The organism is Xanthomonas translucens pv. undulosa (genome assembly GCF_017301775.1).
In the GTDB taxonomy this organism is placed as follows: Bacteria; Pseudomonadota; Gammaproteobacteria; order Xanthomonadales; family Xanthomonadaceae; genus Xanthomonas_A; species Xanthomonas_A translucens.
Genome location: NZ_CP063993.1, coordinates 1,007,880 through 1,034,271 on the forward strand (window position 1 = coordinate 1,007,880; position 26,392 = coordinate 1,034,271).

The window sequence follows — 26,392 nt, forward strand, 5'->3', positions numbered from 1 at the left end:
TGCGCCACGCAGCGGCTTGCCGCACAGTGCGCGGCCCCCTGCCCGGCCCCGCAGCGACATGAGACTCGGCATCGATTTCGGCACCAGCAACTCCGCCGCCGCCGCGGTGATCGATGGCCGCGTGGTGCCGATCGGCTTCGGCGACCAGCACCAGTTCCGCACCACCGTGTACTTCCCGGAGGTGATGCGCGATCCGTCCGATTTCGAACTGACCCCAGCGCTGGAGCGGCAGGTGGACGAGCTGATCGAATCCGGCCGCCGCGATGCGGCCGCCGCCGGCCGCACGCGCAGCCGCGACGACTTGCGCCGCGACGCGATCCGCGTGGTACGCCGGCAATGGATGGAAGCGCAGATGCGCGAGCCGCGCAGTTCCGCGGCGCTGCTGCAGAACGCGGTGTACGGCGACGCCGCGCTGGATGCGTATTTCCTCGAAGGCGAAGGCAGCCTGGTGCAGAGTCCGAAATCGATGCTCGGCTACAACCTGCATCCGCGCGCCAGGCAGACCATCACCGGCATCGCCACCCACATCCTCGAACACATCCGCCTGACCGCCTCGCAGCAACTGGGCCTGCAGGTGCGCAGCGCGCTACTCGGGCGCCCGGTGCAGTTCCGCAGCTCGATCGGCGAGGCCGGCAACGCGCAGGCGCTGGAGATCCTGCACAGCGCCGCGCTCGCCGCCGGCTTCGACGACATCGCGTTCCTGGAAGAACCCGCCGCCGCGGCGATGCACTACCACGCCGGCAGCGACACCCGCCACGACGCGGTGGTGGTGGACATCGGCGGCGGCACCACCGACATCGCCCACGCCAGCGTCGGCGGCGACGGCGCGCCGCAGGTGCATCGCGCCTGGGGCATCGCCCGCGGCGGCACCGACATCGATCTGGCGCTGAGCCTGGCCAGCTACATGCCGCTGTTCGGCCGCGGCAGCACCCGCGTGCCGACGCACCACTACGTCGAGGCGGCGATGGTGCAGGACACCACCCGCCAGCGCGATTTCCGCCAGCATCGCTACGACGAGGTACCCCGCCCGTACGACACGCGGCTGCAGGCGCTGCAGGACACCGGCAACACCGCGCGCCTGTACCGCGCGGTGGAACGCAGCAAGATCCGCCTCAGCGACAGCGCGCAGCACGCAGAGGCGCTGGACTACATCGAAGCCGGGCTGCAGGTGCAGGTGCGCGCCGACGAACTGACCCATGCCGCACGCAGTTATCTGGAAGCCTTCGGCGAACTGCTGGCGCAGGTGCGCAGCGACATCGGCCGCGAGCCGGCGGCGGTGTTCCTGACCGGCGGCATGTCGCGCGCCGGCTACATCCAGCAGATCGCCGCCGCCGCGTTCCCGCAGGCGCGCCTGGTCCACGGCGACCCCTCGTTCGGCGTGGTCCAGGGCCTGGCGCTGGCCGCCGCGCAGCGCTGAGCACCGCCGCCGCGCACCGCGACGTGCAACTGCGGCGCGCACCGGTGCGACCTGGCGGACACAGGCGCTAGCGCAGCTTCCGTTCATACGCAAGAGGGGCGACTGGCGTAATATGCCCTGTCACGCTTCAGCGTCACGTTTTTTACACGCGTCTCGTCCGGCCGTTTCTGTCGCCCGACTCGCCCTTCTACTCGCGCCAGCCTCCGTCCCGCTTCGGGCCGGACCCACCGGGAGCGTCTGTGTCCGGCTACACCACCCAGATCAACACGCTCAACCTGGGCGGCCAGGACTATCGCATCCGTTCGCTGCTCGATACCCAACAGTTCTCCGATCCCGACGCGCAGGCCGAAGCGGCCGGCATCTCCTCGGCGCAATGGAGCCTGTTCGGCAACGTGTGGCCAGCCGGGCGGCTACTCGCCGAAACGATGGCGCTGTTCGACATCGCCGGCAAGCGCATCCTCGAGATCGGCTGCGGCCTCGGCCTGGCCAGCCTGGTGCTGCGCCGCCGCGGCGCCGACATCGTCGCCAGCGACCGCCACCCGTTGACCGAAGTGTTCCTGGCCTACAACGCCGCGCTCAACGAACTGCCCGCCGTGCCGTACCGCCGCCTCGACTGGGACCAGCCCAACCTCGAGCTGGGCCGTTTCGAGGTGATCATCGGCAGCGACGTGCTGTACGAACACCAGCATCCGGGCATGCTCGCCGAATTGCTGGCGCGGCACGCCACGGCGAGCGCGGAAGTGCTGATCGCCGATCCGGGCCGCGGCAACAGCGCGGCGCTGACCCGCGCGCTGGCCACGCAGGGCTATGCGCTCAGCGAACAGCGCGAGCTGCAGCTCGGCCCCGACGACCTGCCGCCGTATCGCGGCCGCGTGCTGCGCTTCAAGCGCACCGCTGCGCCCATCGGGGACGCCGCTTGAACACGCAACCGACAACCCGCGCCACGGCCGAAAAATCGGTCAGCTGCGATCGCTGCGACGCGATTTGCTGCCGCCTGACCGTGCTGCTGATGCCCGACGACAAGGTACCCGAGCATCTCACCGAGCACACCGCGCAAGGCCTGCACGTGATGGCGCGCGACGAGGACGGCTGGTGCGTGGCGGTGGACAGCAAGCGCATGTGCTGCTCGATCTACGAACAGCGCCCGGCGATCTGCCGCAAGTTCACGATGGCCGGCCCGTATTGCCGGGACATCCGCCGCATCCACAACGATCAGTTGGCGCGCGGCATTCCCCTGACGATGTACTGACTGCAGGAGATTCACCATGGCACGTCCCACCAGCAAGACCCCGCCCCCGACCGCCAAGACCGCACGCAGCGGCGCCGGCGGCGACAAGGCGCAGAAAGGCCTCAGCCGCGAGCGTATCGAGGCCGACATGGCCGCGTTCCGCAAGGCCGGCGGCCGCGTCGAAGTGCTCGGCACTACCCGCGTGCTGAAGAAAGTCGACGAAACCGAAGCCGGCTGAGTCCGCGCGTGGCGGCAGCGCCGCACGCGATGTCGGCGCCGTCTTCACGGCGCCGGCCGATAATCCAGACCTCTTCCTGCGGTAGCCGCACGGCATGCTCCTGCGATCCCTGTCCGCCGAACTGGGCCAACCGGCCTGCGGCAATTGCCGCGATGGCGAACTGCTCGACTTCCGCGTGCGCATGGCGTTCCAGCCGATCGTCGATGCCGATACGCGCACGGTCTACGCCTACGAGGCGCTGGTGCGCGGCGAGGACGGCAGCGGCGCGGCCGCGGTGCTGGCGCGGGTACGCCCGCAGCAGCTGTACCGCTTCGACCAGACCTGCCGGGTGCAGGCGATCGCCACCGCGGCGCGGCTGGGCCTGCGCACCCGGCTGTCGATCAATTTCATTCCCAACGCGGTGTACGCGCCGGCGACCTGCATCCGCCTGACCCTGGCCGCAGCCGAGCGCTACGGCGTGCCGACCGGCGATCTGATCTTCGAGATGAGCGAGTCCGAGCGCATCCGCGACCTGCCGAAGGTGGTGCGGATCCTGCGCGACTACGCGCAGCGCGGCTTCCTGACCGCGATCGACGATTTCGGCGCCGGCCACTCCGGACTCAACCTGCTCGCCGATTTCCAGCCGCACCTGCTCAAGCTGGACATGGCCCTGATCCGCGGCATCGACGCCAGCGCGGCGCGCCGGCACATCGTCGCCGGCATCGTCGGCATGGCCGCGGCGCTGGGCTGCCGGGTGCTTGCCGAGGGCGTGGAAACGCCCGCCGAATACCGCGCGTTGCGCGCGCTGGGCATCGGCCTGTATCAGGGGTTCCTGTTCGCGATGCCGGCGCTGGAAGCGCTGCCGGAGATTCCCGCCGAACGCTGGGACAGCCTGCAACAGGATCCTTGAGCGGCGCGCGCGCCCGCGCGGGGAGTCGCATTGCCCGCATCGCCGGCGCGACCCGCACTTGCCCGATACCGCGACGATTGCGACCATCGCGCCTCCCCCGCCACGCCGACACCGCCGATGTCCTCGTTCCACGCCATGCTGCCGCCCTGGGTCCACCGCTGGCTGGACCTGATCGTGCCAGCTGCGCAGATCGCGCTGATCGTGCTCGCCGCGTGGTTGTTGCGCACGCTGCTGCGGTGGCTGGTGCGGCGCCTGAGCGAGCACCACGCGTTGCCGCCCGAACTGACGATGCTGGCCCGCCGCGGCAGCGGCTTCGTGATCTACAGCACGGCGCTGCTGCTGATCCTGGATCGGCTCGGCGTGTCCGGCACGGTGCTGTGGACCGCGTTCACCGGCTTCGCCGCGGTGGCCGCGGTGGCGTTCTTCGCGGCCTGGAGCGTGCTGTCCAACATCTTCTGCACGCTGCTGATCTTCGCCACGCGGCCGTTCCGCCTGCACGACCACATCGAACTGCTCGAGAACGGCGAAAAGCACGGGCTCAAGGGCCAGGTGGTGGACATCAACCTGATCTACACCACGCTGCGCGAGAACCGCGGCGACGCTGGCGACAGCGTGCTGCAAATCCCCAACAGCCTGTTCTTCCAGCGCAGCACGCGGCGCTGGCGCGGCCATCCGGTGCCGCCGGGACTCGGTTAGCGGCAATCGGCCTATCGACAGGCGGCAGGCACGGCGCACGCGCAGGTCCTAACACGACACTGATCGCGCGGACGCTATGGTGTCTGGTCACGCACGCCGCGGCAGCGCGACGCGCGCCCTTCCCTGCCGACAAGGTGACCCATGGAACAACCTGTCCACCCGTTCGCCGAACTGTTTGCGCAATTGGGCCTGCCCGATACCGAGACCGAGATCCGCCAGTTCCTCGCCCGCCATTCGCCGCTGCCGGACACGATGCGGCTGGAAGAAGCGCCGTTCTGGACGCCGGCGCAGGCGCAGCTGCTGCGCGAGGAGCGCCTCGACGACGCCGACTGGGCGATGGTGGTCGATCAGCTCAACATCGCCCTGCACGCGCGGCCGGTGCCGCCGGTCAGCATCGCCGCCAACGACGACTGATCCCTGGGGCGCGCGATCGATCCTCGAGCAGCACGCACCTGTTCGGGAATCGACGATACGCCTCAGCGCAGCTGGCTGTCCTTGCTGCCGCGGCGGTTGTAGCCGCTGTGCTCGTGCTGCGCGTGGTCGTGCGCTTCCTGGCACGCCACGCACAGGCGCACGCCGGGCACTGCCTTGCGCCGCGCCTCGGGAATCGGCGCATCGCAGGCTTCGCACTGCGCCAGGCTCGGTCCCTGCGGCAGCTGCCGGCGCGCACGCTTGATCGCATCTTCGACGGTGGCATCGATCTGCTCCTGCACCGCGCCGTCGTTCGCCCAGCCTGTGGCCATGATCGTCTCCAAAGGATTCGTCAGGGTCCGATGATGCGGCCGCGGCCGGCGATTGCAATGCACACCGGTTTCACATTCGCCGGCATGTTCATGGGCGGCGTGCGCGCTGTCCGTCAGGGCGTGTCATCGATTCCCAAGCAGGTCGCGTTGCGTCGGAGTGCGGCAGCGGCCCGCGCGTAGCGCTGATGCGGCCGCCGCTGCGCAACGGAAGGCAGCGCCGCCGGCTACCAGATCAGGTCGTCCGGCACCTGGAAGCGGCTGTAGTACGCGTCGTCCTCGTCGCCTGCAGCCGGCGTGGCCTGGGTGGTGTCGAGCACGATCGCAGCCGGATCGCGGCTGGCCACCTTCTCCACCACCGCACGCGGGATCGGCGCATAGCCGGCATCCAGCCGCGCGATCACCACCGCGCCGCTGATCAGCTGCGCGCGCAGCGCCGCATCCACCCGCAGCCGCTGGATCTTGCCGGCGTCGGTGAAGTGGTAGTCGATCTCGCCATCGGCCTTGAGCTTGTGGCTGTCCACGAGTTGCCGCGCCTGCGCGCGCTGCTCCTGCGCGCGGGCCTGTGCGTTGCGCTCGGCGGCCAGCGCGCGGTCGCGCTCCACCCGCTCCAGCCGCAAGCGCTCGCTCTCCAGCTGCTCGGCGCTGGGCGGGGGCGGCGCCTTGCCGTGACGCGCCTTGGCCTGCTCGCGCGCGACCTGCGCCACCTGGTTCTTCTTCACCAGGCCGGCCTTGAGCAGCTGTTCCTGCAGGGGATTGCGCATCGGGAAAATCCAGTCGATCCAAGACGTTGGCCGCTATCTTACCCGCTGCGACCGCGCCCTGGCCGCGGCCGTGCGGCGGCGGCCAGGGCGCGCTATCGTGGCGCCATGCAAGCGCTGAAATACCTCGTCGGCTATCCGCCGCATGTGCAGGACCAGGTCCGCGAGCTGATCGCGCGCGATCGTCTCGGCGAGTGGCTGCGCAAGCGCTACGACACGCCCAATCCGGTGCGCAACGATCGCCAACTGTACGCCTACACGCTGGCCCTGAAGGACCGCCACATGCGCAGCTCCGAGCCGCTGCACAAGGTCATCTACGACAACCGGCTGCAGGCGGTGAAGCACGCGCTCGGCACCCATACCAGCGTCTCGCGGGTGCAGGGCAGCCGGCTCAAGGCCAGCCGCGAGATCCGTATCGCCGGTGTGTTCCGCGACGCGCCGGCAGCGTTCCTGCAGATGATCGTGGCGCACGAACTGGCGCACCTGAAGGAAAGCGCGCACAACAAGCCGTTCTACCAGCTGTGCACGCACATGGCGCCGGACTACCAGCAGCTGGAATTCGATCTGCGCCTGTACCTGACCCAGCTCGATCTCGCCGGCGCCGTGCACAGCTGAGCGGCCTGGCGCGTGGCCGTGCGGCGACGGCTGCACGTACACTGCCCTGCCCTGATCGCCGAGCCATTCGATGTCCGCCCCTACCCGCCTCGACAAATACGTGGCCGCCATGCTGCCGTGCTCGCGCAGCGAAGCGCAGCAGTACATCGAGGGCGGCTGGGTCAGCGTGGACGGCGTGGTGGTCGAGGAACCGCAGGCGGCGGTGACCACGCAACAGGTGACCCTGGCCGCCGATGCGCAACTGGGCGCGGTCGAGCCGGCCACCTTGCTGCTGCACAAGCCGGCCGGGCTGGACCTGGACGCCGCCCTGGCCCTGGTCGGGCCGGACACGCGCAGCGCGTTGGACATGGCCAATGTGCGCGTGCTGAAGCGCCACTTCCTGCGCCTGAACGCGCCGCTGCCGCTGGAAGACGCCGCCAGCGGCCTGCTGGTGCTGAGCCAGGACGGCCGCGTGCTGCGCCGCCTGACCGAAGACGCGACCTCGATCGAACAGGAATTCGTGGTCGAGGTGCGCGGCGAACTGAAGCCTTACGGCATGCTGCGGCTGGCGCACGGCCTGGTCTACCGGCAGCGCAGCCTGCCGCCGTGCAAGGTCAGCTGGCAGAACGAGGACCGCCTGCGCTTCGCGATCAAGCACGTGCAGCCCGGGCAGCTGCAGCACATGTGCGCCGAGGTCGGGCTGGAAGCGATCAGCCTGCGGCGCCTGCGCGTGGGCCGCATCCCGCTGGGCAAGCTGGCGCCGGGCGAATGGCGTTATCTGCCCGGCGGCGGGCGCTTCTGAGCAGCGGCGCTCGGGGACCGGTAACGCGCCGAGCCACGCCGCGCGCAGCCGTGCCGCCGCGCACGATTGAGCCTGGCGGCGCGAAGCCCCCCTGTCTTGCGGCCTATTGCGCGCGTCGCGGCTGGCGGCCGACACTCACCGCGGACACAAGGGGACGGACATGATCGCAACGATGCTGGCAGCGGCACTGGCCCTGGCGCCGACCGATGCTGCGGTGGCGCAAGCCGACCTGCAATTCGCCGCCGCGCGCATCGCCGCCGATCATCTGGGCCTGGTCCCCGGCGTGGATCCGGCACTGGCCGCGCAGGCGCGGCAGGCGGCGAGCGTGGCGCAGGCCCAGGCGCGGCGCATCGTCGATCGTGGCGGCTATGCCCGGGTCATGCAGGCCTATGTCGCCGCGTTCGGCGACCCGCATGTGGCGATCGAACTGGCTTCGCACGCTACGGCGAGCGCGAGCGCGGCGCAGCCCGCAGCCGACACCGCCGCGCAGGGCGCATTCGAACGCCTCACGCCAGCGGCGTGGAACCTGCCCCTGCCGACCTTCTATGCCGGCGATCCCGGCTTCGAGTCGACGCTGGCCGCGATCGCGGCGGCGGCGGACGCGCTGCGGCAACACACACCGGCACTGCTGGTCCTGGACCTGCGCGGCAACAGCGGCGGCGCCGCGGCACCCGGCGATGCGGTGCTGACCGCGATCTGAGCCGAGCAGGCGCTGCCCGCGCTGGGCCGCCGCCGTGCCAGCGCCTCGCTGTGGTGGGTCTCTGCCGGGGTGATCGAAAACCTGCAGGCGCGCCGTACGCGCATCGCCGCACGCTACCCGCAGGAACTGCCCGGCTTCGATCGCTTGCTGGACGGCTTGCGCGCGGCGCAGCGCCAGGCGCTGTACCACGCCCCCTGCCAACCGCCACCGCCGGCACCCCGCCGCGCGGCGGCCCGGCGCGCATCGTCGCCATCACCGACGGCGCCTGCATCAGCGCCTGCCTGGATTTCATGGACCGGCTGCTGGAAGGTCCCGGCGTGGAGCAGGTCGGCCAACCGACCGGCGCCGACACGCTCTACACCGAAGTGGAAAGCGTGCCGCTGCCGAGCGGACGCGCGACCTTGCTGCTGCCGATGCAGCGCCTGCAGGGGCGCCAGCGCGGCGCGGTGCAGCCGTATGCGCCGCGTGTGCGCCTGGACGACACCGCTGCGGTGAACGCCTGGCTGCGGCGCGAAGTCGCCGCGCTCTCGCTGCCCGCCGACACCACGCCGTAGCGCGGCGGCGCGGCGCGGCGCGATCGGGATCGGGGTCGATCCATCCGAGCGTGTCGAGCGCGCCTGTACCGCAACGCGCTACGGCTGCGCCAGCGCGCGCTCCAGCGCCTGCTGCGCCAACGGCGCCATCACCGCGTAGCCGGCGACGGTGGGATGCACGTCATCGTAGGCCAGCGCCTTGTCCATGCCGCCCTGCCGGTTGCGCAGCGTGCTGTGGTAGTCCAGGTATACCGCGCCATGGCTTTGCGCGTACTGCTTGATCCAGGCGTTGAGCGCGCGGATCTTTTCCGCCGGCTGCAGGCCCGGCCGCCACGGGTAGTCGCTGACCGGCAGCACCGAGGCCAGCACCAGCTTGATGTGGTTGGCCCGCGCCAGTTCCGCCATCGAGCGCAGGTTGTCCTCGATCATGCGCTGCGTGGCCAGGCCGGTGTTGCCGGCCAGATCGTTGGTGCCGGCCAGGATCACCACCGCGGCCGGCTTCAGCTCGATCACGTCCTGGCGGAAACGCACCAGCATCTGCGCGGTGGTCTGCCCGGAGATGCCGCGGTTGACGTAGGGCTTGCCGGGGAAGAATGTCGTGCCTTGCATGCGTCCCCACGCGTCGGTGATCGAATCGCCGTAGAACACCACGCGCTGTTCGCCCGCGGCCGGCGCCGCCAACGCGGCGTTGTCGGCGCGGTAGCGGCCCAACTGCGCCCAGTCCAGCAGGCGCTGCTGCAGTTCGGCCACCTGCTTGGCCTGCACGGTGTCCGGCGCTTGCGTATACAGCGCATCCACCTTGCCCTGCAGCGCGTCGGCGGCAGGCGCGGCGGTTTGCGCGAACGCGGGAGCGACGGCACTCAGGCACAGCGACAACAGCGCCACACGCGACGACTGTTTCACGATCCACCTCCAGCGCAGGGAAACGCGTCACCCTAATCCAAATCGGGCGCAGCCGCGCGCACCCCACCTGCGCGCGACGCTTCGCGCCGGACCCTCGCCCCTCTCTCCCCCGGGGACTTCCTTCGGTCGCCGGACGCAGAGGGGCTTCATGGCTGCGGTGGGAGTGCTGCTGCGAGCCGGTCCGATCTCGCTCAGTCGCTGGCGGGTGCGTGCCGCGGTAGCGTCGCCAGGAAACGGGTGCCTTCCTGCTGCGAGGAGCTGACCTCGATACGCCCGCCATGCGCGCCGACGATCCGGTCGACGATGTACAGGCCCAGGCCCAGATTTGCGCCGGCAATCTGTGGCGTGCCGTCGGCGTGCGCGGTCGTGGTCAACGGCTCGAACACCGAGGCCAGCATCGTCTCGGGAATCGGCGGCCCCAGGTTGTGCACGCTCAGGCCCACCTCGTCCGCCGCCAGGCCGTTCAATGCGATGGTGATCTGCTGATCGCGGCTGCCGTACTTCAATGCGTTGCTCAGCAGGTTCGCGATCACCCGGCGCAGCCGCATTGCGTCCCAGCTGCCGTGCAAATCGCCGACCGTAATCACCTGCATCGCCCGTTTCGGATAGATCGTGGCCATCTCGTCGACGACGTCCTGGGCCAGCGCCTCCAGGCTGGCCGCTTCCGGGCGTACCGGAATGGACACACCCAGATTGTCGCCGGTGAAGTCCATCAGGTCGTCCAGGATCGCCTTCATCTGCATGGCGCTGCGCAGCAACACGCGCGCATGCTGCGCTTGTTGCTCGCCTTGCCCCAGCATCAGTTCCGCGCAACTCATCACCGCCGACAACGGCCCGCGCAGGTCGTGACCGAGGATGCCCATGAACAGGTGTTGGGTCTGCTCCACGCTCTCCATGAAGGCGCGCACCGAATCGGCCAGGATCTGGTCCAACGCCTCGTTGAAGCGGCTCATGTCCGGTACATCCTGCACGCCCGGCGTGTGTTCGGAACGACTCCACAGACGCATCACGCTGGCGCGCAGCGCACGGAATTCCGACACCAGCTGCATCATGCCGAAGCCGTGCTTGACCCGTTGCCGGGCATGCAGGCTCGCCGCGCCGTCGGTCTCGAACTGCTCCGAGCCGGCGTCCAGCGACCTGAGCCGCAGCTCCGTCGCGCTCATCGGCGCGCGCATGTCGGCAACGATTTCCGCCAGCAGCTGCGCGGCGTGATCGCGCAACTGGACGGTGCTCATCGCCTCGCCTTGCGCACCGCGGCTACGCGCGAACGCGATCCAGTCGTCGCACAACGGCCCGATGTTGGCCTCGATGAAATCGGCCAACTTCATGCCTGCACCCTCGCATTCGGGCGGCAGCACCGCCGCCGCCGCCGAGCGCGCCCATTCGCCGCGAGCATGGCCCCCGCGCCGCTTGCCACCTTGGCCGCGCGGCCTTCCAAGCAAAACATCCCCATTGCGTCAGCCCCACAGCGTCGATGCGCCAGCTTAAACATTCCAGATTGAACGCGTATACCTGGACCCTACCGGAACGGGCAAGGCGATGCCATGCGTCGTCGCCGCTGCCCGGTTTTCGCGGTGGCGCGCGGCCGCTGAACGGATCGATTCTTGTGCGGCACCGAACCAGCAAGGCGCACCGTCGTAGCCGATGCGCAATCGGGGATATACGCAACGACCATCCGCCAGGGACCGACACTCGAACGCGGCATGCGCCAGGCACGCGACGCGCAGACTGTCACCAACACGCCACACGGCAGCCTGCGCTGCGGCCAAGCGCAGACGTGCCGCTGCGCCACACGCTCGGCATTCAGTCGCCACTCATGCGCCGACGACTATCCCGTATCGGCACGCATGCCGCGCAAGGGCGAACGCTTGCATGCCAAATGCCTGACACACAAGCCGTTGCCCGGCAAGGGAAGCGGCGCATGCCGCAGCGCATACCCCACGGCATGCCAGCCATCGGGGATGCAGAGGTTTTCTACGCGACATCTATGCGACGCCACGCGCACGATTGTTTTTCGCTATCCATGCAACCTTTTCGCAGTCCCTAACTTTTTTGTGCGTACATGACACGCGCGGCATTTCCTTCCTACCATTGCGCTGGTAGCAAAGGGGGGGTCTCCACTCCAAGCCCCGAAGGACACCGCATGAACAGGCATTACGCGCACCGGACACTTTCTGTGCTGTGGCTGGCGTTGGCTCCCGGATTGATGCTCGCCACGGCGGCGTCGGCGCAATCCGCAAGCACTGCCCCGGCGCAAACTCCGAACGACAGCGCAGCGTCCGCCGGCCCGCAGGGCGGCAGCGATGGCGACAACGCAAGCTTCCGCTCCACCGCTGGCGATGGCACGGCGCTCGGCGGCGGCGCGCCATACGCCACCGGCAGCAGTTGGGAAAACGCCGGTGGCGGCTATCGCAACACCCGCTTCGCCCCGGCCGAGTGGCAGATCAATCCGTTCAACGCGGCGCGGCTGAAGCCCGCCTGGACCTTCACCACCGCCGGCGACGTGTCCGCCACGCCGACCGTGCAGGGCAGCGCGCTGTACGTGCCCGACTGGGGCGGCCAGCTGTATCGCATCGACACCACGCTGGGCAAGGCGGTGTGGCAGGTGAAACTGTCCGACTACACCGGCAACGCCGCCTCGCTGTCGCGCAACAGCCCGGCGATCGCGCGCGACAGCGTGCTGGTCGGCGACCAGGCCAGCGGCACGGTCGTGGCGATCGACAAGAACACCGGCAAGCTGCTGTGGAAGACCCTGGTCGAGGCCAATGCGCAGGCGCGCATCACCGCCTCGCCGGTGGTCTACGGCGATCGCGTCTATGTCGGGGTGTCGTCCGGCGACTGGGGCGGGCTGAGTCCGGGCTACACCTTCTCCTTCCGCGGCAGCGTGGCTGCGCTCGACCTGAAGACCGGCAAGCTGCTGTGGAGCTTCCGCACCGCGCCGGAAGGCTATACAGGCGCGGCGGTGTGGGGCACGCTGGCACTCGACCCGCAACGGCAACGCGTCTACGCCACCACCGGCAACAACTACTCGGTGCCGCTGGACGTGGCGCGCTGCGTCAAGAACGCCAATGGCGACAAGACCGCACAGCTGGCCTGCCTGGCGCCGGACAACTACGTGGACTCGGTGCTGGCACTGGACATGCGCAGCGGCAAGCCGGTGTGGACGCGGCGCCTGCAGGGCGCCGATGCCTGGTCGCTGTCGTGCCTGGTCGCGCCGACCACCGGCGTGTGCCAGCAACCGCAGGGGCCGGATTACGACTTCAGCGGCGGCGGCGCCAACCTGTTCACCGCGATCCGCAACGGCAAGCCGCAGGCCCTGGTCGGCGCCGGGCAGAAGAGCGGCGTGTACTGGGCGTTCGATGCCGACAGCGGGCGCACCGTGTGGTCCACCCAGGTCGGTCCGGGCGGCACCGCCGGCGGCATCGAATGGGGTTCGTCGGTGGATCCGCTGAAATCGCGCGTGTACGTGGCCATCAACAACAACAACCACACCAGCTACACCCTCGCCCCCGGCAATACCGAGACCTGGAACGCCGGGTCGTGGGCGGCGCTGGACGCGGCCAGCGGCAAGATCCTGTGGCAGGTGAAGGTGCCGGGCGTCGATCCGGTGCAGACCGCGTTCGGCGCCGGCGGCCGCGGCCCGCTCGCATCCTCGCCCGGCCTGGTCTATGCGGGCTCGATGTCCGGCGCGATGACCGTGCTCGACGCCGAGACCGGCAAGACCCTATGGAGCTTCGATGCCGGCGGTTCGGTGTCGAGCGCGCCGGCGGTGGTGGACGGTGCGCTTTACTGGGGCGCGGGCTATAGCCGCTTCAATTTCGGCACCGGCATCCACAAGCTGTACAAGTTCGTTCCGGCCACCTCGCGCGGCCGCTGATCGCCGCGGCGGCGCGGCGGCGCGGCGGCGCGGCGGCGCGGCGGCGACAGGCGTGCACCGACAGTTCCTCCTGCGCATGCAGGAGGGCTGTTTTTGTAGACAATGCATCTGTTGCCAGGCCGCAGGTCGCGGCAGCAGGAGTGCAGTGGCGCTTCCGATCTGCGCGCAACCACGCGGCCTGGCAGCGCCTGCGCTGCGGCGTTACCTCGGCTTCTTTTTCGCTTCCCGGCTTTCTTCGCCGGCAATCAACGACAGCACATCGTGGATGATGCTGAACATCGCCGCCTGCGCCTTGTCTGCATCGCCGCTCTTGATCGCCTGCAGCACCCCGCGGTGCGCCGGGATGCTCGCCGTATGCCCGCGGATGCGGTTGGTGAACTGGATCGAAAAACTCAGCGCGGTGTTCACCAGTTCGTGGAATTGCATGTAGAACGGATTGCCGGTCGCGTCGAGGATCGCGACATGGAAGGCCACGTCCGAGGACAGGTGATCGTCTTCGCCGCGCTCGGCCGCGATCATGCGTTGCAGCGCGTGCTCGATCTTGCCGATCGCCTCGGCATTGCCCTGCTGCGCGGCCAGCTTGGCCGCCATCGGCTCGATGCCCTGGCGCATTTCGGTGAACGAACGCAGCAGGCTGTGCGAGAACTTGCGTTCCAGCATCCAGCGCAATACATCTGGATCGAGCAGGCTCCAGGTCTGCTCGGGCCGGACCACGATGCCGCTGCGCGGGCGGGCGGAAAGCAGGCCCTTGGCGGTCAGCATCTTGATCGCCTCGCGGGTGACGCTACGGCTGGTGGCATATGCCGAGGAGATCTCCGCCTCGGTCGGGAAACTCTGCAAACCGTAGATTCCGGCCACGACATCGCGCCCCAGCGCATCGAGCAATTGCGAGCTGAGCGTGGTGCTTCCGAACTGTCGCCCTCCCTTGCCCAGATCGTGCGGTTTCATTGCAGGCAGCCGTTTTTACCAGGAAAGATCGAGAGTAGCACGGCGATTTCGGCGCGGAAGTCTTGATTTTTTCACGGTAAATCTGCTGCCTGGGGGAGATACGCGACCACGTCCTTGACAGCGCGCGGACACGCGTGCCGCCGGCCGCCGGGCACCCCACGGCGATCGTTCGGAAGCGGCCACGGCACGCCCGGCGACGGCTGCGCAAGACGCGCCTTACGGTGCTGCCTCGCCCGGCCCTCGCTCATTCGTCGCGCCCGGGCGCCGCCTGCTCGGCAAGGCCGTCCGGCGCCGCGGTCGGCTGCAGGCGGAACTGGTAGCTCGCCGGCTGCAGCGCGATCCGATACGCCGCGTGCGGCTGGCCCCATTTGCTCCACTGGTCGTCGCCGCCCAGGCCGATCTGGCGCTCGTCGATCAGCAACGACACCCGGCCATGGGCACGCAGATCGGAACTGTGCGCGCTGCCGACCGGCCTGCGCTCCAGGTCGGAATACGGGAACGCAAGCGCGTTGACCGACAACGGCGTGGACCCGCTCACCGTCAGTGCCGCGCCCTGCTCCGGCGCCAGCCGCAGCCAGCGCACGCCGACCTTGTTGCCGGTTTCCTGCGGGCGGATGTAGTCGTGGTGCTGCTCGGCGATCTTGCCCGCATAGAGCGCGATCTCGCCGCTGCTGTCGCGATCGGCATAGGTCTCGTGCGGCCCGCGGCCATACCAGGCCAGGTCGACGAACCGGCTGGGCATGGTGAACGCCAGGCCGACGCGCAACGGATCCGGCAGGCCGACATAGCGCGGGTCGAAGCGCGCGGTGACCTGCACCGAGCCGTCGCGCGCCATCAGGTAAGCCACGTCGTAGCGCACGTCGGCCGTCGCACCGTCGCCGCCCAGATCGAAACCGACGTCGATCCTGGCGCTGCCGTCATCGCGCTTGCTGGCGACCACGGAACGGACCCGGCGCGTTTCCGACAAGGTCTTCCACACCAGGTGCGTCGCATACAGGCCGGTGCCGATGTCGTTGTCGGTCGGCGCGCGCCAGAAGTTGGGCGCACCGCCCTGCAGCAATTCCTGGTCACGATAGGCATAGCGCGCGACCAGCCCGGTGCCGCGGTCGATGCGCAGTTCCGCACCCGCCGCGCGCAGGCTCAGCTCGCCCGCCGTTTCGCGCAGCACGACCGCGGCGCCATCCGCCCGCGGCACGGCCGCCGCCGGCGGCGATGCCAGCGCGAACTGCTCCCAGGCCACCACGTGGCCGGCAGGCACCAGCGGGATCGTGCCGGCGCGCGCATGCGCACGCACGCTGATCAGGTACTCGGCGCCGGCCTTTTTCTGGAATGCGGGCAGGGCCAGCTGCAGCTCGCCGGCGGCGCCGGCGGCGATCGCCAGATCCGGCGCGCGGCCCTCCTGCACCACCCGCCCGTCCTGGCGGATCTGCCAGTCGAAAGCGAAGCCCGACAGGTCGATGAAGGCATGCCGGTTGCGCACCAGGAAGCGCCCGCGATCGGCGTCGATGGCTTCTAACTGGATCGGGCCGTAGACCTTGGCCAGCTCGTGCAGATGCGGGTTCGGGGTGCGGTCCGATTGCAGCAGGCCGTCGCCGAACTCGATCGCGCTCTGACCCGAGGGGTTCGGCCCGTAGTCGGCGCCATAGCCCCAGTACGGCCGGCCGTCGGCGGTCTTCAGCAGCATGCTCTGGTCCACCCAATCCCAGATGAAGCCGCCCTGCAGGCGGTCGTGCGCATAGATGGCGTCCCAATAGGCTTTCAGGTCGCCCAGGCTGTTGCCCATCGCATGCGCGTACTCGCACATGATCAGCGGCTTCTGCGCATACTCCGTGCTCGTCGCGTAATCGACGATGCGCGCCACCGAGTCGTACATCGGCGCGTAGATGTCGGCATAGGCGTTGGGCGCGTGCTGCGCATACAGCGTGCCCCAGCCCAGGTAGCTCACCAGGCGGGTCGTGTCGCGCGCGTGCAGCCAGTTGGCGGCCTTCTCGAAATTCGGGCCGATGCCGGCCTCGTTGCCCAGCGACCAGAAGATGATTGACGGATGGTTCTTGTCGCGCTCAAACATCCGCTGCACCCGCTGCAGATGCGCCAGCTCCCATTTTGGGTCGTAGCCGAGCTGCACCTTCTCGCACGGGCGCATCCCCTCGTTGCCGGCCTCCATGTAGGCATGCGATTCGATGTTCGCCTCGTCCATCACGTACAGGCCGTATTCGTCGGCCAGCGCGTACCACAGCTCCGCGTTCGGATAGTGCGAGGTGCGCACGGCGTTGATGTTGTTCTGCTTCATCAACGCGATGTCGCGCCGCATCGAGGCTTCGGAAATCACGTGGAAGGTCTGCGGATCGTGCTCGTGCCGGTTCACGCCGCGGATCTTGACCGGCTTGCCGTTGACCTTGACCAGCCCGTCCTTGATTTCGACGGTGCGGAAGCCGATGCGGCTGGCGCTGGCCTGGAGCAGGTGCGCGTCGGCGTCGTGCACCTCCAGCAGCAAGGTGTACAGATTCGGCGTTTCCGCGCTCCACGCACGCACCTTGTCGATCGCCCCGGACAGGGTCAGCGCCGCCTCCTGCCTGGCCGCCGTCACCGTCGCCTGCCGCACCAGCACCGGCGTGTCGCCATCGAGCAGCGTGGCGGTGACCCGGGTGCCCTTGGCCGCGTGCAGCAGGCCGACATCGACATCCAGCGCGCCGCCGACGTAGCGCGCATCCAGCGTGGCGCGGGCGAAGAAATCGCGCAGCCAGGTCTGCGGCGTGGCCAGCAGATAGACATCGCGCTCGATGCCGCTGACCCGCCAGAAATCCTGGTCTTCCAGATAGCTGCCATCGGACCAGCGATAGACCTCGATGGCGACCGAGTTGCGGCCCGGACGCAGCTGCGCAGTCACGTCGAATTCGGCCGGCAGCTTGGAATCCTCGCTGTAGCCGACCCGCTGTCCGTTGACCCAGACATAGTAGGCCGCGCCGGCCGCACCGATGTGCAGCAGCACCCGGCGCCCGTCTCAGCCTTGCGGCACCTCGAACTCCCGCCGGTAGGAGCCGACGCTGTTGATGGCGTGGGCGATGAACGGCTGGTTGGCCGGGAATGGGTACTGGATGTTGTTGTACAGCGGCTGCCCGTAGCCCTGCGCCTGCCAGTCGGACGGCACCGGAATGGTCTTCCAGGCCGACACGTCGTAATCGTCGCGGTAGAACTGCGCCGGGCGCTGCTCCGGCGTGGGCGAGAACATGAAGCGCCAGTCGCCGTTGAGCGAGAGGTGGTAACGCGAGTCGGCGATCCGGCCGGCCTTGGCCAGTGCCACCGATTCGTACGGGAAGGACGTGGCCCGCGCCGGCAGCCGGTCGATCTCGTTGATCTCCGGGCGCTCCCACTCCGGTCGCGGGGCGTCGCCGGCCCAGGCCGTGGCCATGTGCAGGCCGAGCAGCAGCAAGACGCTTGCGTTGGCCAGGAGTCGTTGTCGCACTGTCGGTTTCATCGAAAGCCCCTCGTGTACAAAACAGCCGATCGGGTTGCACTGCAGCGGCGATTCCCGGTGTCGGGACGCAGCCGCCGGTACTGCAACGCGTGAACGTTCGCGGCCACGCGCCTGCGCGCGGGCCGCCCTCATTGTTTGCGCAAGACCACGCTGACCACCGACTGCGGCGGCGCCAGCGCCGCTTGCGCACCGGGCGCGGCCGCGCGGCGGCACGCGGTTTCGGCGCGCAGCGCGGCCGAGGTGACCACCACCTGTTGCGACCACGCGCCGGCGCCCAGCGTCTGCGGCGCGATCGCCAGCCGCCGCGCCACCAGCCCGGCGTTGACGTGCATGAACACCAGTTCGCGCCCATCCGCCGACAGCGCCGCCACCGTATCGGCATCGTCCACCTGCAGCAGGCGCATGCCCGGCCGCAAATAGCGGCTGAAATTGGCCATGGCCCAGTACTTGCGGGTCACCTGGAACGGATGCTCCGCCGCCGCCGCGGTGCTCAGGTCCATCCGGATCAGGCCCCAATGGTCAGCGGCACCGGGCTTGTCGGCCGCGGAGGTCTCGATCGCCTGCCAGAACACCCACGCCGACGGCTGCAGACGCTTGAGGTCCAGGACCATGCGCTCGGCCAGCGCCAACGCCGGGCGCATATCGCCAAGGTCTTCCGCCACCTTGGGCGGCGCCAGGTCGCCTTCCGACATCCAAAGGCGAATGCCGCTGGCGGCGGCGATATCGCCCACGCCGGTCTGCCCGATGCGGTCGTAGCTGTGCACGTTGAGCTGGCCCAGCACCGCCTTGGTGGCATCCGCATAGCCGGACCAGTCGTGGATGAAGCCCAGCGCGCTGGTTTCGTCCATCGCCGCGACCCGGGTGCGCAAGCCGCGCGCGCGCAGCGCGCGGTCGCTGGCCTGGAGGATGCGTTCCTGCGCCGGCACGCTCCAGTGCGCACCTTCCTGGATGTTGCCGGCGAACCAGTAGGGCGTGCCCGGCTCGTTGACCGGCGACAGCGTGCGGAAGGCAATGCCGTGGCGACGCTGCAGTTCGTCCACCACCTGCGCCAGATACGCCGCGAACGCCGCCTGCTGCCCGGGCCGCAGATTGTCGTCCAGCCCATGCTCGGCGCCGGAGACGCGCCCGCTCACGGTCATGAACCACGGCGGCGAGTTGGAGAACGCCTCGAAGATGCGCAGATCCGCCGGCACCCGCGCGCGGATCGCGTCCAGCCACCAGCGCTGGCCCTGGTCGGCCGACCAGTCCCACAACGCCGGATCGTCCGCACGCCACCAGTCCTTACCCGCTGCGCCCGCCGGCTGCCGCCAGAACCCCGGTATCGCCGCGCCGGGGCGCAGAGACGGCGGCGTGTCGGCCGCATTGCCGCCGCCGATGTTGTAGCGGGCAATCACCCAGCCCAGGCCGTCGCGGCCATACAGCAGGTCGGCCAGGCGGTTGCGCAGCGGATCCGGATAGGCGCCGGTCACGTTGGCGAACCAGGCCAGCGCCGTGCCGAAGCCCTCGAAGCGCGTCTGCGGCGATTGCAGGTCCGCGTGCAAGGTGACGCCGGCCGGCGCATCGGCATCGCACCGCGGCGCGCCCAGGCAGGGCAGCGCCAGCATCGCGACCGCGATGCCGCCGAGCCAGCGGCGGCGCAGCAGCGCAGGCCACGCGCGGGGCATGCGCAGGCGATGCTGTGCGGCGCTACGCATGCGCCGCCTGCAGCCGCGTCACCATCGGGCTGCCGCCGGGTTCGGGCAAACGCAATCCGAAACACGTCTCCTCGCCGTTGCGCAAGCGCTCGCGCACCCGGCGCCCGCCGTCGGAATGCTGCTCTTGCACCGCCAGCAGTTGCGCCGCGCCGCGCGCGCCGAACTGTTCCGCGAACGCCAGGTTGGCATTGCCGCCGGTGACCAGGAACCGCGCAGGCTGCACTTCGGCGACCAGCACGCGGCCGTTCGGCCGCGGGTTGCCCTGCCCGCGCGGCCCGCCGTAGCCATCGCGGACTTCGCCGAAGCGCACCGCGACCTCCAGCAGGTACAGCGGCAGGTCGTAGGCGGCCTTGCGCGCCGCGGCGACCGCCGCCTGGATAAGGAGCAACGCGAACGCAGCGCAGCACGGGCTGCGCCAGACGCGCAGGCGGGTCGTGTTCGTGGCCGATGGCATCTGCATGGCGTGCGTGCGGTCTCCGGGTCGATTCGGCGGGGGCCTGCCGGCGCTCAGGTCGCCGCGCAGTGGGCGCGGATGAAGTCGGCGTGCGCCGGCATCCGCTCCACCGCCATCGCCGCCGCCGCAGCGACGCGTTGCAGACGGCCGCGGCCTCCGCGTCCGGCATTGCCGCCGCCAGCGGATCGAAGCCGCGCGCGCTCAGGCCCTGCCCCTGCATCACCGCCAGCCAGCTGGTCTTGCTGAAAAGCTCGTCGGCCTCGCGCAACACCCGGCCCGAGTGCGCGAAGATCTGCAGGCGCTCGGCCAGGCTGTCGGGGATCGGCATCGTGCGCGCGCGTTCCCAGTACGCGCCGGGCCGCGCGGTGGCGTGGAAGTGCAGGATGATGAAGTCGCGGATGCTGTCGAATTCCTGCGCCATCAGCCGTTTGTAGCGGCGGATGGCGGCCTGGTTGCCGGCGCGATCGGGCAGCATCTCCAGGAAGCGGGCGATGCCGGCCTGGATCAGGTGGATGCTGGTCGATTCCAGCGGTTTCAGGAATCCCGCCGCCAGCCCCAGCGCCAGGCAATTGCCCGACCAAAACACCGCGCGCCGGCCGGTACGGAAGCGCAGCGTGCGCGGCTCGGCCAGCGCCTCTTCGTCCAGGTTGGCCAGCAGCGTCGCGGCGGCGGCATCGTCGGACAGATGCGCGCTCGAATAGACATAACCGTTGCCGGTGCGATGCTGCAACGGAATCCGCCATTGCCAGCCCGCCTCGCGCGCGGTCGATCGGGTGTAGGGCGTGAACGCCGATGCACGCACCGATAGCACCGCCACCGCGCGGTCGTTGAACAGCCAATGCGACCAGTCGACAAACCCGGCGCCAGGCGCATCCTCGATCAGCAGGCCGCGCAAGCCGAAGCAGTCGATGAAGAAATCGGCGTCGATGCGCGTGCCGCACGCAAGCACGATCGAGGCGATAGCGCCGTCGGGCGAACGTCGCAGCACCTGTTCGACCTTGCCTTCCAGCCGCATCACGCCGCGGCCCTCGGCATACTCGCGCAGCAGCCGCGCATACAGCGCGGTGTCGAAATGGAAGGCGTAGCCCAACCGCGACAGCAGCGCATCGCCTTGCTGCGGCCGCATGAAGCGCCCGGGCATCGCCGCCAGGGTATTGAGCGAATACGCCGCCAACGGTGCGGCACGGCCGGCGCGGTGCATGCGCTGCCACAGGCCGTCGAACGGCACCGTGCCGAAGTCGACGCCATAGGCGCCGAACGGATGGAAGTAGCGCTGTCCCGGCTGCAGCCAGTCGACGAATTCGATGCCCAGCTTGAAGCTGCCCTGGGTCGCGCGCAGGAACGCGTTTTCGTCGATGCCGAGCAAGGCGTTGAACAATGCGATCGGCGGAATCGTCGCTTCGCCCACACCGACCGTGCCGATCGCCTCGGACTCGACCAGGGTGATGCGCGTGGCGCCTGCGCCGAGCACGCGCACCAGGGCCGCCGCGGCCATCCAGCCCGCGCTGCCGCCGCCGACGATGGCGATGTGGCGCAACGGCTCGCCGGCATTCACGTGCGTGGCCACCGGCGGCGCCGCGCGGCCGAGCGTGCTGGCATGTGCGTCGCGGCATTCCCGCGCAGCGGTCGCAGCGGCCCGGCCCATGCAGGCATGGGCCGGACGCAGCCCGCTTCAACCGCCGAAGCGGGCGCCCAGCGCATCAATACGTGATCCGTGCCGAGAACCCATAGCGGCGGTCGTTGAGTTCGTACCGCAACGGCGCGCTCGCCGTGCCGATGTAGACCTCGTTCATGCGATTGTTCAAGTTCACCGCATCGAACGACAGCGCCACGTGGTCGTTCACGTTGTAGCTGACCGAGGCATCCAGCGACGCGTAGGGCTTCTGGTACTGCGGAATGCCGTTGGCGCCGCTGCCCTGGGTGGTGTCCAGGTACTCGCCACGCCAGCTCCAGGCCAGGCGTGCGGTGTAGCGGCCCTTCTCGTACAGGGCCACGGCGTTGTAGCTGTGCTTGGACAACTTCTCCAGCGGCACCATGGCGGGAATGTCGGACCCGGCGGTGGCGAAGGGATTGGACACGCTGCTGTCCACGTAGGTGTAGTTGAACTGGAACCCCAGCCCGCTCAGCCAACCGGGCAGGAAATCGTAGAACTGCTGGTAGGCGAATTCGGCGCCGCGAATGGTGCCGTTGCCGGTGTTGAGCGAGGTGCTGATGTCGTAATCCAGGCCATTGTAGTTGCGCACCACGGTGCCGCTGGCCAGGAACCCGTCCACCTTCTTGTAGAACACGCCGGCGGTGAGCGAGCCGGCAGGCGCGAAGTACCATTCCAGCGTCGCATCGTAGTTGTCCGACTGCACCGGACGCAGGAACGGATTGCCCGAGGAGCCGCCGGGCCGCCCGGTGACCGGATTCAACTGGTTCGACGCGCCCAGCGAGACATTGGTCGACATCTGGTCGAAATTGGGCCGCGCGATCAACTGCGAATAGGCCAGACGCGCCTGCAGGGTGTCGCTCAGGTGCGCGCGCAGGTTGAAGCTCGGCAGCACATCGTTGTAGGTGCGTTCGACCGACAGCGGGGTGATGCCGCCGCCATCCATGAACACCGCGCCGTCCGAGCCGGTGGTGGTCTTGAGCAGGCGCACGCCGATGTTGCCGTCCAGGCGCAGCCCGGCCAGCTCGGTGTCGTAGTCGGCGGTGAAATAGCCGGCCCAGGTCTTTTCGGTCTGGTGGTTGAGATCGCTCGGCTTGAACGCGGTCTGCGGCGCGAAGCCGAACAGCGCCTCGGTGCGCGTGGTGCGGTCGAACAGGCCGCTGCCGCGGGCGAACTCCGGATACAACACGCCGCCGGTCAGGGTCTTGCCGTCGAAGAAGTCGGGCGACGGCCCGCTGCGCACCATTTCCGGATGCGCCGAAACCGACGGGTAGACCAGGCTCGTGCCGCAATTGGGATCGGGCCCGTCCACGCCCAGGCAGGCGGCGTTCCAGGTGCCGCGCAGGTCGATGCTGCTGTCGGCGTAGCGCACACCGGCGCTGAGCTTGGTGAACAGGCCGCCCTCGGTGAAGTATTCCACGTCCGATTGCAGCGCCAGCTGGTCGGCGTCGTTGCGGGTCAGCGCATCGGCGATGTAGCTGAAGCCGTAGTTGTTGGGATTGGACAGCAGCGCCGGATCGCGCACGTTGAAGCGCGGGTTGCCGCCGCGCAGGTCGAAGTCGGCGATCGAGCGGTTGAGCGCCGTGCTGCTGTCCTCCGAGGCGCGGTCGTAGAGCGAGACCACGAAGCCGTTGCGGTCGGCATCGTAAGACGAGGTGAGGTATTGCGCGTCGAAGGTCACCGCCAGCTTTTCGCTGGGATTCCAGCGCAGGTTGACGCTGTAGTTGGTATTGGTCGAGGTGAGGTCCTGGTCGTAGCGCGCCGACTCGAACATCTGGTTGTCCAGCGCGCCGGAGGTGGCGTAGCCGTTCTTGTCGAAGGTGAAGTCCGCGCCCGCCAACGGCGAGGCCGCCTCGCGCCGGTTGGCCTGGTAGAAGTACTTGCCCTGCCGGTAGAAGTCGTAGGTCGTACCCAGGAACTGGCCGGTGACCAGCACCGTATCGGACGGCTTCCACTGCAGCGCCGCCGCCGTGCCCAGACGCTTGCGGTCGCCGCCGTCGTCATAGATCTGGAAGCCGGAGGGAATCTGCGCATTGCTCGGCGCGCCGGCGATGATGCCGTCCGGCACCGCGACGAACGGGCCGGTCAGGATGCCGTCCTGGCGATAGCTGGAGCGGCCATAGCCCACGTTGAACAGCACGCCGACCTCGCCCAGGTCTGTATTGAAGCGGTCGCTGTACAGGCCCGATGCCGAGCCACCGGTCTTGTCGGCGCGGTCGTAGTAGTTGCCTTTGGCGGTGCCGCTGATGACCCGGCCGGGCGCATCGAACGGCAGCCGGGTGCGCAGGTTCACCACGCCGCCGACGCCGCCCTCGATAAGGTTCGCCGGCGGATTCTTGTAGACGTCGATCCCGGACAGCAGTTCCGGCGGAATGCCTTCCAGGTCCAGCGTGCGGCCGCCGGACGCGGAGAACGTATCGCGGCCGTCCAGGAAGTTGCGCACCTGGGTCAAGCCGCGCACGGTCACGGCCGGCTGCGTGCGGTGATCGAAATCGGTGGCGCCCTCGCCGTAACGGCGCTGGATCTGCACGCCGGTGATGCGCTGCAGCGCTTCCACCGTGTTCGCATCCGGCAGCTTGCCGATGTCCTGGGCCTGCACCGAATCCACGATCTGCGTCGCGTCCTGCTTAATCGCCTGCGCCGAGCGCAGGCTTTCGCGCACGCCGGTGACCACGACGCTATCCAGCGTCTTGACGTCGCCGCTGGCCGCCTGCGCAGCGCCGTCCTGCGCGCTCTGCTCGGCCGCGGTGGCGGGCTTGGCTTGTCCCCACGCCAGAACCGGGGTCAGCATCGCCAGGCCCAGGGCGCTGGCGAGGGGATTCCTGTGCTTCGGATATTTACCTTTGCAGGGCGCACGACTTGTCATTCGAATTCTCTCCGGTACTGACCAAATTGACCCTCGTATCGAAACCGACAGCGGCCTTGGAACTGCGCGCGATGGACAGCGACGTTCATGCCGGCGTTGGCGACAACTACAGCGAAAGCAAGCGAGGACGCTTCAACTTATGTTCATATTTATATGACAATTAGACGGGACGCACGTTGCGCCGCACCATGTCGGCTGCGCATGCGTCCGCGGCGACGTACACCGTGCAGAGCGGCTTTCGACGCCTGCGTGCCGAAAAAAATGACACCGGATGTAAACGAAGGCGACACAGCGGCGCGGCACCGCACCTGTCTACAAAATCGAGTGCTTCAGCGTGACACCACGCACGCAATCGCCGTACCGGCGATCGTAGCCTCGGCTTGCACCGTGGAAGTGGGTGCAACAGCATCCGGTCCCCTGCCGGATGGTTCAGTCGTCGTCTAGTAGAAGGAAAATCGATGAGTCGCAAGAACGCGCTGTCTCTGGCCCTGGTCGCCGGCATCGTCGGCCTTTCACCCGTTGCCATGGCCGCCAATCCCCCCGCGGCCGAGATGGACTCCGCTCCCGTCGAAGCCCGCCCCAGCGCGGCCGCGCTCGGCGGCGCCGCACTGCGCAGCCTCGCCAGCGTCAGCGCGCAGGCGCCGCGGCTGATCGAACTGGCCGCTCCCGACAGCGCCCAGGCCGCGACGATGAAGCAGTTGCGCGGGCAGCAGGTCAAGCATGGTCAGCCGCTGCAGATCGGCTTCCCGCGCGACATCGCCAAACCGGCGATCGACCTGCGCCGGCTCAGCTGGCACAGCCTGCCCGATGGCGCCCAGGTCACCAGCTTCGAGATCGTCTCCACCGGCGCCGCGGCCATGCGCGCTGCATTGCAGCTCAGCGGCAGCGGCGCCCAGCCGGGCGACCCGAGCAAGGCCACGCTGCGCTTCGCCGGCGGCGACGGCCGCGTGTTCGAACAAAGTGGCGCCGACTTCGCCGGCAGCGAACCGGGCTGGTCCGCGGCGGTGTCCGGCGCGCGCCTGCTGGTGGAGATCGAACTGCCGGCCGGCCAGTCTCCGCAAGGCTTCACGCTGAAGATCCCGCAGCTCTCGCATATCGACGTCGATCCCGTCGCCAGCGAGGACACGATGCGAGCGATGATCGGCGAGAGCGGTGCGTGCGAGCACGACATCGTCTGCCGCGCACATCCCACTGCCGGCTTCCTCGATGCCGCCAAGTCGGTGGCGCGGATGGTGTACAGCTACAAAGGCGATACCTTCATGTGCACCGGCACCCTGATCAACAACAGCAACGCGCCGAAGCGATACCTGTTCTTGACTGCCGAGCATTGCCTGGATAGCCAGGCCGTGGCCAACAACCTTCAGACCTACTGGTTCTACGATGCCACCACCTGCCACGGCTCGACGCTCAACCCCAACTACGCCACGCTCAGCGGCGGCGCCTATCTGCGCTATACCGACAGCGCCCGCGACACCACCCTGCTGGAACTGAAGAACTCCCCGCCCAGCGGCGCGTTCTACGCCGGCTGGAGCAGTTTGGCGATGACCGCCACAGGCACCCCGGTCATCGGCATCCACCATCCCAAAAGCGACGTGAAGAAGTACTCGCTGGGCAACCTCACTGCGGTGTCGGCAGCATACGGCGGCAAATCGCCGCTGTACGAGGTGGTATGGACTACCGGGGTCACGGAAGACGGCTCGTCCGGCTCGGGCCTGTTCACCGTCAACAGCAAAGGCGCCTACCAATTGCGCGGCGGCTTGTACGACGGCGTCTCGTCGTGCAGCAATCCCAACGGCCTGGACTACTACTCGCGTTTCTCCGACGTGTATGCGGCCATCCGGCCCTACCTGAACCCGTAAGCCGAAGGCCGCAGCGCCATGTTCCCCGGACCAGGCCGCGCCGCGCGCGACCTGTCCACAAGGCCCT

Annotated in this window: 22 protein-coding genes and 2 pseudogenes; 13 read left to right on the forward strand and 11 right to left on the reverse strand. The window is 68.9% G+C overall.

Annotated elements, in window-relative coordinates:
* Positions 1–58 precede the first annotated feature (58 nt).
* The 7 genes from ISN38_RS04115 (at position 59) to ISN38_RS04145 (ending at position 4,882) form a co-directional block, all read left to right on the forward strand.
* Entirely contained in the window at positions 59–1,417 is a 1,359-nt protein-coding gene (locus ISN38_RS04115; RefSeq protein ID WP_047324709.1) for an Hsp70 family protein, read from the forward strand.
* 239 nt (positions 1,418–1,656) lie between these two features.
* Positions 1,657–2,337 carry a class I SAM-dependent methyltransferase gene (locus tag ISN38_RS04120; protein WP_003471406.1) on the forward strand — a complete coding sequence of 227 codons (681 nt, stop codon included), beginning with the start codon at positions 1,657–1,659 and terminating at the stop codon, positions 2,335–2,337.
* Positions 2,334–2,666: a YkgJ family cysteine cluster protein gene (locus ISN38_RS04125; protein WP_003471405.1), complete on the forward strand. Its 333-nt coding sequence runs from the start codon at positions 2,334–2,336 to the stop codon at positions 2,664–2,666. The genes ISN38_RS04120 and ISN38_RS04125 overlap by 4 nt, the downstream gene beginning before the upstream one ends.
* A 16-nt stretch (positions 2,667–2,682) precedes the next feature.
* A complete protein-coding gene (locus ISN38_RS04130; RefSeq protein ID WP_003471404.1) occupies positions 2,683–2,883 on the forward strand; it encodes a hypothetical protein in 201 nt (66 codons plus the stop codon).
* A 94-nt stretch (positions 2,884–2,977) separates the two neighbouring features.
* Complete coding sequence (locus ISN38_RS04135) at positions 2,978–3,772, forward strand: EAL domain-containing protein (RefSeq protein WP_047324707.1); 795 nt, start codon at positions 2,978–2,980, stop codon at positions 3,770–3,772.
* Between the two features lie 117 nt (positions 3,773–3,889).
* On the forward strand, positions 3,890–4,468 hold the full coding sequence (locus ISN38_RS04140; RefSeq protein WP_206712074.1) for a mechanosensitive ion channel family protein: 579 nt from the start codon (positions 3,890–3,892) through the stop codon (positions 4,466–4,468).
* Between the two features lie 141 nt (positions 4,469–4,609).
* Entirely contained in the window at positions 4,610–4,882 is a 273-nt protein-coding gene (locus ISN38_RS04145; RefSeq protein WP_003471398.1) for a DUF2789 domain-containing protein, read from the forward strand.
* 62 nt (positions 4,883–4,944) lie between these two features.
* Here ISN38_RS04145 and ISN38_RS04150 read toward each other — a convergent pair whose 3' ends face one another.
* Positions 4,945–5,211, reverse strand: coding sequence for a DksA/TraR family C4-type zinc finger protein (locus ISN38_RS04150; RefSeq protein WP_003471397.1), 267 nt, complete (start codon positions 5,209–5,211; stop codon positions 4,945–4,947).
* A gap of 224 nt (positions 5,212–5,435) precedes the next feature.
* On the reverse strand, positions 5,436–5,972 hold the full coding sequence (locus ISN38_RS04155; protein ID WP_003471396.1) for a DUF2058 domain-containing protein: 537 nt from the start codon (positions 5,970–5,972) through the stop codon (positions 5,436–5,438).
* 105 nt (positions 5,973–6,077) lie between these two features.
* Here ISN38_RS04155 and ISN38_RS04160 point away from each other — a divergent pair, with 105 nt between their 5' ends.
* The 4 genes from ISN38_RS04160 to ISN38_RS04175 all read left to right on the forward strand — a co-directional run bounded on the left by ISN38_RS04160 (position 6,078) and on the right by ISN38_RS04175 (position 8,619).
* The gene (locus ISN38_RS04160) at positions 6,078–6,584 is read left to right on the forward strand and encodes a YgjP-like metallopeptidase domain-containing protein (RefSeq protein WP_003471395.1); all 507 of its coding nucleotides are present in this window, start codon (positions 6,078–6,080) and stop codon (positions 6,582–6,584) included.
* A 70-nt stretch (positions 6,585–6,654) separates the two neighbouring features.
* A complete protein-coding gene (locus ISN38_RS04165; RefSeq protein ID WP_003471394.1) occupies positions 6,655–7,365 on the forward strand; it encodes an rRNA pseudouridine synthase in 711 nt (236 codons plus the stop codon).
* A gap of 160 nt (positions 7,366–7,525) precedes the next feature.
* Positions 7,526–8,065 carry a hypothetical protein gene (locus tag ISN38_RS04170; RefSeq protein WP_047324706.1) on the forward strand — a complete coding sequence of 180 codons (540 nt, stop codon included), beginning with the start codon at positions 7,526–7,528 and terminating at the stop codon, positions 8,063–8,065.
* 290 nt (positions 8,066–8,355) lie between these two features.
* Positions 8,356–8,619: a hypothetical protein gene (locus tag ISN38_RS04175; RefSeq protein ID WP_003471389.1), complete on the forward strand. Its 264-nt coding sequence runs from the start codon at positions 8,356–8,358 to the stop codon at positions 8,617–8,619.
* A 78-nt stretch (positions 8,620–8,697) separates the two neighbouring features.
* Here the strand turns inward: ISN38_RS04175 and ISN38_RS04180 are convergent, their stop codons facing one another.
* Together ISN38_RS04180 and ISN38_RS04185 are read right to left on the reverse strand one after the other, a co-directional pair.
* Positions 8,698–9,501, reverse strand: coding sequence for an SGNH/GDSL hydrolase family protein (locus tag ISN38_RS04180; RefSeq protein WP_038239242.1), 804 nt, complete (start codon positions 9,499–9,501; stop codon positions 8,698–8,700).
* Between the two features lie 191 nt (positions 9,502–9,692).
* The gene (locus tag ISN38_RS04185) at positions 9,693–10,829 is read right to left on the reverse strand and encodes a sensor histidine kinase (RefSeq protein ID WP_003471386.1); all 1,137 of its coding nucleotides are present in this window, start codon (positions 10,827–10,829) and stop codon (positions 9,693–9,695) included.
* An 815-nt stretch (positions 10,830–11,644) separates the two neighbouring features.
* Here ISN38_RS04185 and ISN38_RS04190 point away from each other — a divergent pair.
* Positions 11,645–13,378: an outer membrane protein assembly factor BamB family protein gene (locus ISN38_RS04190; protein ID WP_003479338.1), complete on the forward strand. Its 1,734-nt coding sequence runs from the start codon at positions 11,645–11,647 to the stop codon at positions 13,376–13,378.
* 201 nt (positions 13,379–13,579) lie between these two features.
* On the opposite strand, the gene ISN38_RS04195 is transcribed toward ISN38_RS04190, so the two are convergent.
* The 7 genes and pseudogenes from ISN38_RS04195 to ISN38_RS04225 all read right to left on the reverse strand — a co-directional run bounded on the left by ISN38_RS04195 (position 13,580) and on the right by ISN38_RS04225 (position 24,391).
* Positions 13,580–14,326 carry a FadR/GntR family transcriptional regulator gene (locus ISN38_RS04195; RefSeq protein ID WP_003471384.1) on the reverse strand — a complete coding sequence of 249 codons (747 nt, stop codon included), beginning with the start codon at positions 14,324–14,326 and terminating at the stop codon, positions 13,580–13,582.
* A gap of 244 nt (positions 14,327–14,570) precedes the next feature.
* On the reverse strand, positions 14,571–16,808 hold the full coding sequence (locus ISN38_RS04200; protein WP_338404638.1) for a glycoside hydrolase family 2 TIM barrel-domain containing protein: 2,238 nt from the start codon (positions 16,806–16,808) through the stop codon (positions 14,571–14,573).
* Positions 16,809–16,811: 3 nt separating this feature from the next.
* Positions 16,812–17,933: pseudogene (locus ISN38_RS20120) on the reverse strand (sugar-binding domain-containing protein); the annotation flags it as partial.
* Complete coding sequence (locus tag ISN38_RS04210; RefSeq protein WP_108085352.1) at positions 17,930–19,465, reverse strand: glycoside hydrolase; 1,536 nt, start codon at positions 19,463–19,465, stop codon at positions 17,930–17,932. The gene ISN38_RS04210 and the pseudogene ISN38_RS20120, both read right to left, overlap by 4 nt.
* Before the next feature lie 22 nt (positions 19,466–19,487).
* Positions 19,488–19,883, reverse strand: coding sequence for a DUF5597 domain-containing protein (locus tag ISN38_RS04215; RefSeq protein WP_155615934.1), 396 nt, complete (start codon positions 19,881–19,883; stop codon positions 19,488–19,490).
* A 119-nt stretch (positions 19,884–20,002) separates the two neighbouring features.
* Positions 20,003–21,444 (reverse strand): annotated as a pseudogene (locus ISN38_RS04220) (tryptophan halogenase family protein).
* 205 nt (positions 21,445–21,649) lie between these two features.
* Positions 21,650–24,391 carry a TonB-dependent receptor gene (locus ISN38_RS04225; RefSeq protein WP_233243512.1) on the reverse strand — a complete coding sequence of 914 codons (2,742 nt, stop codon included), beginning with the start codon at positions 24,389–24,391 and terminating at the stop codon, positions 21,650–21,652.
* Positions 24,392–24,924: 533 nt separating this feature from the next.
* On the opposite strand from ISN38_RS04225, the gene ISN38_RS04230 reads away from it, so the two are divergent.
* On the forward strand, positions 24,925–26,325 hold the full coding sequence (locus tag ISN38_RS04230; RefSeq protein ID WP_003471376.1) for a trypsin-like serine peptidase: 1,401 nt from the start codon (positions 24,925–24,927) through the stop codon (positions 26,323–26,325).
* Positions 26,326–26,392: the final 67 nt, after the last annotated feature.

Bases quoted from the DNA above. Each gene is read 5' to 3' on its own strand.
- ISN38_RS04115 (WP_047324709.1), top strand. From the start codon at position 59: ATGAGACTCGGCATCGATTTCGGCACCAGCAACTCCGCCGCCGCCGCG.
- ISN38_RS04130 (WP_003471404.1), top strand. From the start codon at position 2,683: ATGGCACGTCCCACCAGCAAGACCCCGCCCCCGACCGCCAAGACCGCA.
- ISN38_RS04135 (WP_047324707.1), top strand. From the start codon at position 2,978: ATGCTCCTGCGATCCCTGTCCGCCGAACTGGGCCAACCGGCCTGCGGC.
- ISN38_RS04140 (WP_206712074.1), top strand. From the start codon at position 3,890: ATGTCCTCGTTCCACGCCATGCTGCCGCCCTGGGTCCACCGCTGGCTG.
- ISN38_RS04145 (WP_003471398.1), top strand. From the start codon at position 4,610: ATGGAACAACCTGTCCACCCGTTCGCCGAACTGTTTGCGCAATTGGGC.
- ISN38_RS04150 (WP_003471397.1), bottom strand. From the start codon at position 5,211: ATGGCCACAGGCTGGGCGAACGACGGCGCGGTGCAGGAGCAGATCGAT.
- ISN38_RS04155 (WP_003471396.1), bottom strand. From the start codon at position 5,972: ATGCGCAATCCCCTGCAGGAACAGCTGCTCAAGGCCGGCCTGGTGAAG.
- ISN38_RS04160 (WP_003471395.1), top strand. From the start codon at position 6,078: ATGCAAGCGCTGAAATACCTCGTCGGCTATCCGCCGCATGTGCAGGAC.
- ISN38_RS04165 (WP_003471394.1), top strand. From the start codon at position 6,655: ATGTCCGCCCCTACCCGCCTCGACAAATACGTGGCCGCCATGCTGCCG.
- ISN38_RS04170 (WP_047324706.1), top strand. From the start codon at position 7,526: ATGATCGCAACGATGCTGGCAGCGGCACTGGCCCTGGCGCCGACCGAT.
- ISN38_RS04175 (WP_003471389.1), top strand. From the start codon at position 8,356: ATGGACCGGCTGCTGGAAGGTCCCGGCGTGGAGCAGGTCGGCCAACCG.
- ISN38_RS04185 (WP_003471386.1), bottom strand. From the start codon at position 10,829: ATGAAGTTGGCCGATTTCATCGAGGCCAACATCGGGCCGTTGTGCGAC.
- ISN38_RS04190 (WP_003479338.1), top strand. From the start codon at position 11,645: ATGAACAGGCATTACGCGCACCGGACACTTTCTGTGCTGTGGCTGGCG.
- ISN38_RS04195 (WP_003471384.1), bottom strand. From the start codon at position 14,326: ATGAAACCGCACGATCTGGGCAAGGGAGGGCGACAGTTCGGAAGCACC.
- ISN38_RS04210 (WP_108085352.1), bottom strand. From the start codon at position 19,465: ATGCCCCGCGCGTGGCCTGCGCTGCTGCGCCGCCGCTGGCTCGGCGGC.
- ISN38_RS04225 (WP_233243512.1), bottom strand. From the start codon at position 24,391: ATGCTGACCCCGGTTCTGGCGTGGGGACAAGCCAAGCCCGCCACCGCG.
- ISN38_RS04230 (WP_003471376.1), top strand. From the start codon at position 24,925: ATGAGTCGCAAGAACGCGCTGTCTCTGGCCCTGGTCGCCGGCATCGTC.